Genomic DNA, 5671 nt, shown 5'->3' with positions numbered 1-5671 from the left:
GTCTTATAAAGAAATAGAGCTTGATTTTCCATTTAAAATTACGGCTTTAGCTAAAGATGCAAAACTTGGCGGATATATAATTTATAATAAAAATAAAAATAATCTCTTTTTAGATACTCTTGCTATAAATGGAGCAAAAAGTAATTTATGGAAAGAATGGAATTTAAAAGTAAGCAAAGAAGAGCTTAAAATTTTAAAACAAGATTTAATCATACTTGCTTATGGAACCAATGATGCTTTATATAATAATTTTGATAAAAAAACATTTAAATATGATTTTAAAAAATTTATTCATATTTTAAAACAAATTAATAAAAATGCAGTTTTTATTATAATCTCTCCGCCAACTATAAAAGAACCTAATTCTCATTTTTTTGCCATAAGAAAAAGTCTTTATGAGATAGCAAAAGAAGAAAAAGCTTTAATTTTTGATATGCATAGTTTTATGAAAGACAATAAAGGAAAAGACTATTGGATAAGCCAAAAACTTTCATTAAAAGATGTTCATTTGAGCATCAAAGGTTATGAAGTTATGGCTAAAAAAATGTATCAAGATCTTATAAAAACCCTCAATGCTGTTCATTGATATCATCATAATATATCGTTATGATTTGATAATAAGTATTAATAACAGATAAAAGATTAAATTTAGCTCTTAAATATTCTTGCAATGAAGAATTTAAGCTATTTTTGGCATCTAAATAATCTTTAAGTTCGCTTTTTCCTAGTTCATATTTTTGCAAATAAGCCTTAGTAATTTGTTCTTGTTTTAAATTTATTTTTTCAAGATTATTTAATATTTTAATAGTATTTTCATAATTTTTAGAATAATACACAAATTCATTAATAGCACTTTGTAAGACTTGCTCATATTCAAAAACTAAAATTTCATAAGAATACTCAGAAATTTTGATATTTTTCTTCAACCTTGCATAATCTAAAAAAGGGAGAGAAATTTTAATATTACCATCTAAAAAAGAAAATTTAAAACTATCATCAAATTTTGCATCACTTCCACTAAAACCTGCACCTAATGAAATAGCAGGAAACATAGATTTTTTTACACTAGAATAATCTTTAAATGCCGCTTTTAAATTATTTAATTTAGCTAAAACATCAGGTCTATAAAATAAAGCATCTAAAGGAATATTAAAATTTACATTTAAATTTTTAAAATCTTTAAGAGATAAATTCTTAAAATATTCAAGGTAAGCAAAACCTTCTTGTTTTCCTATAAGATCTTTTAGATTTTTAAGCAATAATTCTTTATTTTGTTCATTGGAAAGTAAATTTTGTTTTGCTTTTAATAAACTTTGATCAATATTTAATAAATCAAGATTTTCGATTTTTCCAAGTTCGTATTTAAAATTATAAAGATTTTTCATTTGTTCTAAATTTAGGATATATTCTTTTAAAAGAATACTAACATCATTAAAATAAGCTAATTCAAAAATATTATTAATCGTGGAATTAATAATGCTTAATTTTAAACTCTCTAAATCATATGCACTAGCTCTTGCATCAAATTCTCTTGCATTAACCTCATCAGAAATCTTAGAATAAATATCGAGTTCATAGTTTAAATTTAAAGAATTTGAAAAATTATTTGAGTGAATTCCTTGATTTAAATTTCTTGAACTCGAAAAACCTAAACTTGCACTTAAGGTTGGATATAAATCATAATTGATTAAATCAGCTCTTGATAATGCCATTAAAAAATTTGTTTTAGCCACCTTAATATCGGTGTTATTTTCTAATACAAAAAAAATAAACTCATCAAGTTTTTTATCATCATATAATTTCCACCATTCTTTTGTGGTATTTAAATCTTTTAACTCGTTTTGAGAAAGAGTTTTTTCTTTCACTATAGAAATATTACTTGTTGCACAAGCACTTAAAAAAATAAACACGAAAAAAAATATTATATTTTTCATCTCATTCCTTAGATAAAGCATTGATAGGATTTAAATTAGCAGCATTTTTTGCTGGGAAAAAACCAAAAATGATTCCAATAAAAATGGAGCTTAATAAACCTAAAATAATAGATCCGCTCGAAAGTATCATAGGAAAATCAACGCTAAAGGCATTGAAAGAAAAAACTATTGCTATGGATAAAATTACCCCTAAAACAGCACCAACCAAACATATCATTATTGCCTCGATTAAAAACTGCATTAAAATATCCTCTTTTCTAGCTCCTATTGCCATACGGATTCCTATTTCTTTTGTTCTTTCACTCACTGAAACAAGCATAATATTCATAACTCCTATACCACCAACAATTAAAGCAATAATAGCAATAGATGCGGTTAAAATGGTTGTAGTGCGTTGATTTTCTTCTATAGCCTTTTTAATGCTATCTGAATTTATAGTAAAAAAGTCTTTCTTTCCACGCTTAATCTCTAAAATTCTAACAACAGCACTTTCAGCTAAGGAAGAACTTACACTATCTTTAACTTTTACTATGATTTCTCTTAAATTTCTATCTCCGGTTAGCTTATTCATTAAAGTTGTATAAGGCACATAAAGACGTACTGTATTATCTTCAAAGAATTTATTTGTATCTTGTTTTAAGACTCCTATAATTTTAAAAGGTTGATCTTTAAAAATAATAATACGACCTAAAATATCTTTACTATTTTCATTTTTAAATATATTCTTTTTAGCGTTGTAATCAAGTACAACAACATTAGAACTATTTTTAATATCATCATCACTAAGTAAAGTTCCTACTTCCAATTCTAAACCTTTAATTTTAAACTGATTTACACCAACTCCCTCGCCTCTTGCATTTAAAGAAATATTCTTATAAGTTACCACTCCAGAAGTCGTAGATCTTGCTTCTACTGCATCTAAATATTCTAAAGATCTTAAAGTATTTAAATCACTAAAATTAAATCTTGTTTTGCCAGATCTTAAATCTCCAAATCCTTTACCTGGAATAATTTCAATTGTGTTGGTTCCAAGTCTAGAAATAGAAGAAAGAATTTTTTCTTGAGAACCAAGTCCTAAAGCAATTACACACACAACTGACGCAATGCCTATAATAATTCCCAGCATTGTAAGTATTGATCTTAACTTATGAGCAATAATAGAGGTAAAAGCGATTTTAAAACTCTCTGCAATCTGATTTTTTAAAAGATCAAATGTTTTTATCTCTGGTGAAAAAGGCTCTAGCTTTTCGTTAAACTCTTTGGTATTTTTATTGGTGTCACTTAAAATTTTTCCATCTTTTATTTCTATAACTCTTCCAGCTTTAGCAGCAATACCTCTATCGTGTGTTACCAAAATAATAGTATGACCTAATTTATTGAGCTCTTGCAAAATCTCAAGAACCTTAATTCCACTTTTACTATCTAAAGCTCCAGTTGGCTCATCTGCTAAAATCAAATCTCCACCATTCATCAAAGCTCTTGCTATACTAACTCTTTGTTGCTGTCCTCCACTTAGTTGATTTGGCTTAAAATCAAATTTGTGATCTAGTTCCAAGCTAGATAAAAGTTCTTTTGCTCTTTGGTTTCTTTGATATGCTTTTTTTCCAGTATAAATAGCAGGTAAAGCAATATTTTCACCCGCGCTTAATAAACTTAAAAGATTATATCTTTGAAAAATAAAACCTATTTTTTCACGTCTTAATCTAGCTTTTTGTTCTTTATCTAATAAAGTTACTTCATAGTTTTCAAAAATATAACTCCCTTTACTTGGCTCATCAAGAGTTCCAATAATATTTAGCAAAGTTGTTTTACCGCTACCACTTTGACCTATAATAGCTACAAATTCGCCTTTTTCTATACTTAAACTGACATTATCTAAAATACAAGTTTGATTTATAAATTTATAAATATTTTTAAGATATATCATTACATTCTCATCTTTTTAATATTTTTTACATTATCCAAAGAATCCAAAGAAATAATTAATTCTTCATTCTCATTAAGCCCTTCTAAAACTTCGGTATTTATAGCATCGTGAATTCCAAGTTTAATATATTTTTTTACTTTTTCATTATTTTCTAAAATTTCAACATAATAGCCATTAGCATCGCTATAAATTGTATAAGTAGGCACCACAATAACATTTTTAGCACTTTGAATAATTATTTCATTTTGAATACTCATTCCAATACGCAAAAAGTTATTTTTATTAGGCACAAAAAATTTGGCATAATAATAAATTGCACTACTAGAAGAAGAGCTAGATGAACTACTAGAAGAAGAGCTAGATGAATCACTTACTTCAGTATCTGCTGGATCTATGCTTGAGATTAAAGCTTGATATTTTTTATCCGGATTGCTTAATACTGCAAAATTAACTTCTGTTCCTACTTTTATTTTATTAACATCAGCTTCTGCTATCTCCATTCTTACTTCCATTTCGTCTAAATTTGCAATTCTAACTATAGTTGGAGTACTTTGATTAGCATTAACAGTCTGCCCCTCATCAACAGCAACATTAATAATATAACCATCTATTGGAGCTCTAATTGTTGTATATCCTAAATCTTTTTGAGCATTTTTAAGACTGATTTCAAGCTGAATAACTTGTGCATTTAAATCCGCAACATCTGCTTTAAGCGTATAATAATTATTTTTAAGAGTTTCAAGACTTTCTAAAGAAGTTGCTTTTTGAGCATAAAGTTTTTGCTCTCTTTGATACTGCTTAGCCGCTATATCAAAAGCAACTTTTTTACTTTCCAAACTTGCTTTTGTGCTTTCTAATTTAGCCTTTGTAATATCCAAATCATTTTGTTGTTTATCTTTATCTATTTGTGCAATCAAATCACCTTGTTTAACTTTATCTCCAACATTAACATAAAGCTTTATAATCTGACCGCTCACCTGTGCGCCAACATCAACTTGATCTTTAGCATAAACTTTTCCAACAGCTTCTATGCTTTGTTCAATATTACTCCTTTGAATTTTTTGAGTTACAACTTGCATTTTATCTTTAGAATAAAAAAAACCATAATAAATTCCAAAAATAATGCCTATAAATAAAACGATAAAAAGAATTTTGTATTTCATTTAAAACCTTCAATAAATAAAATTAATTCTATTTAACAAAAATAAATTTTATGTGAATTTTAATATAAATTTTATACGATTAAATTTATAAAGGAGAGAGAATGAAAAAAGAACTAGAACCTTTTATAACAAGATATTCTTGTAGAAATTTTAGCAATAAAACAATTAAAGAAGAAGATTTAAAAGAAATTTTAGAAATAGCAAGATTAAGCCCGAGTTCTTTAGGGTTGGAACCTTGGAAATTTTATGTTATTCAAGATAAAAAGAAATTAGAGGAAATATCTTTAATTGCCAATCATCAAAATCACGTAAAAACAGCTGCAGCACTTATTATAATCACTTCAAGATTTGATTTTGATGAATATTTTGAAAATAAACTAAAATCAAGAAATATGCCAAAAGAAGAAATTGAAAAAAGAATAAATACTTATAAGCCTTTTTTAGACTCTTTAGATGAAAAACAAAAAATTGCTTACTCAAGAGAACAAGCTTATATAGCATTAACAAGCATACTTTATGCAGCAAATGCTTTAAAAATAAACTCTTGTACCATAGGAGGTTTTAATCAAGACAAATTAAATTCTTATTTAAATCTAAATCCTAAAAAAGAAAGTGCTACTTTAATTGTAGCCTTAGGAATTAGTAAT

5 protein-coding genes are annotated in these 5671 nt (G+C 26.5%); 2 read left to right on the top strand and 3 right to left on the bottom strand.

Annotated features, from left to right (window positions below; genetic code table 11):
- The coding region (locus JG677_RS06735; protein WP_234284657.1) for a GDSL-type esterase/lipase family protein at positions 1–586 on the top strand (586 nt) is incomplete at its 5' end.
- Here JG677_RS06735 and JG677_RS06730 read toward each other — a convergent pair.
- The 3 genes from JG677_RS06730 to JG677_RS06720 are packed head-to-tail and all read right to left on the bottom strand — an operon-like array spanning position 570 to position 5024.
- Positions 570–1934 carry a TolC family protein gene (locus JG677_RS06730; protein WP_200170009.1) on the bottom strand — a complete coding sequence of 455 codons (1365 nt, stop codon included), beginning with the start codon at positions 1932–1934 and terminating at the stop codon, positions 570–572. The genes JG677_RS06735 and JG677_RS06730 overlap by 17 nt on opposite strands.
- A 1-nt stretch (position 1935) precedes the next feature.
- Entirely contained in the window at positions 1936–3861 is a 1926-nt protein-coding gene (locus JG677_RS06725) for an ABC transporter permease (RefSeq protein ID WP_200170008.1), read from the bottom strand.
- Complete coding sequence (locus JG677_RS06720; protein ID WP_200170007.1) at positions 3861–5024, bottom strand: efflux RND transporter periplasmic adaptor subunit; 1164 nt, start codon at positions 5022–5024, stop codon at positions 3861–3863. Before JG677_RS06720 ends, JG677_RS06725 begins: the two co-directional genes overlap by 1 nt.
- A 101-nt stretch (positions 5025–5125) precedes the next feature.
- Between JG677_RS06720 and JG677_RS06715 the strand changes: the two genes are divergently transcribed.
- On the top strand, positions 5126–5671 hold a 546-nt coding region (locus JG677_RS06715; protein WP_200285870.1), incomplete at its 3' end, for a nitroreductase family protein.

The organism is Campylobacter sp. TTU-622, from assembly GCF_016598965.1.
Lineage (GTDB): Bacteria > Campylobacterota > Campylobacteria > Campylobacterales > Campylobacteraceae > Campylobacter_D.
This window is presented reverse-complemented; position numbering and strand designations above follow the sequence as displayed.

Excerpts from the sequence above, each read along its gene's own strand:
- JG677_RS06730 (WP_200170009.1), bottom strand. The coding sequence starts at position 1,934 with ATGAAAAATATAATATTTTTTTTCGTGTTTATTTTTTTAAGTGCTTGT.
- JG677_RS06725 (WP_200170008.1), bottom strand. The coding sequence starts at position 3,861 with ATGATATATCTTAAAAATATTTATAAATTTATAAATCAAACTTGTATT.
- JG677_RS06720 (WP_200170007.1), bottom strand. The coding sequence starts at position 5,024 with ATGAAATACAAAATTCTTTTTATCGTTTTATTTATAGGCATTATTTTT.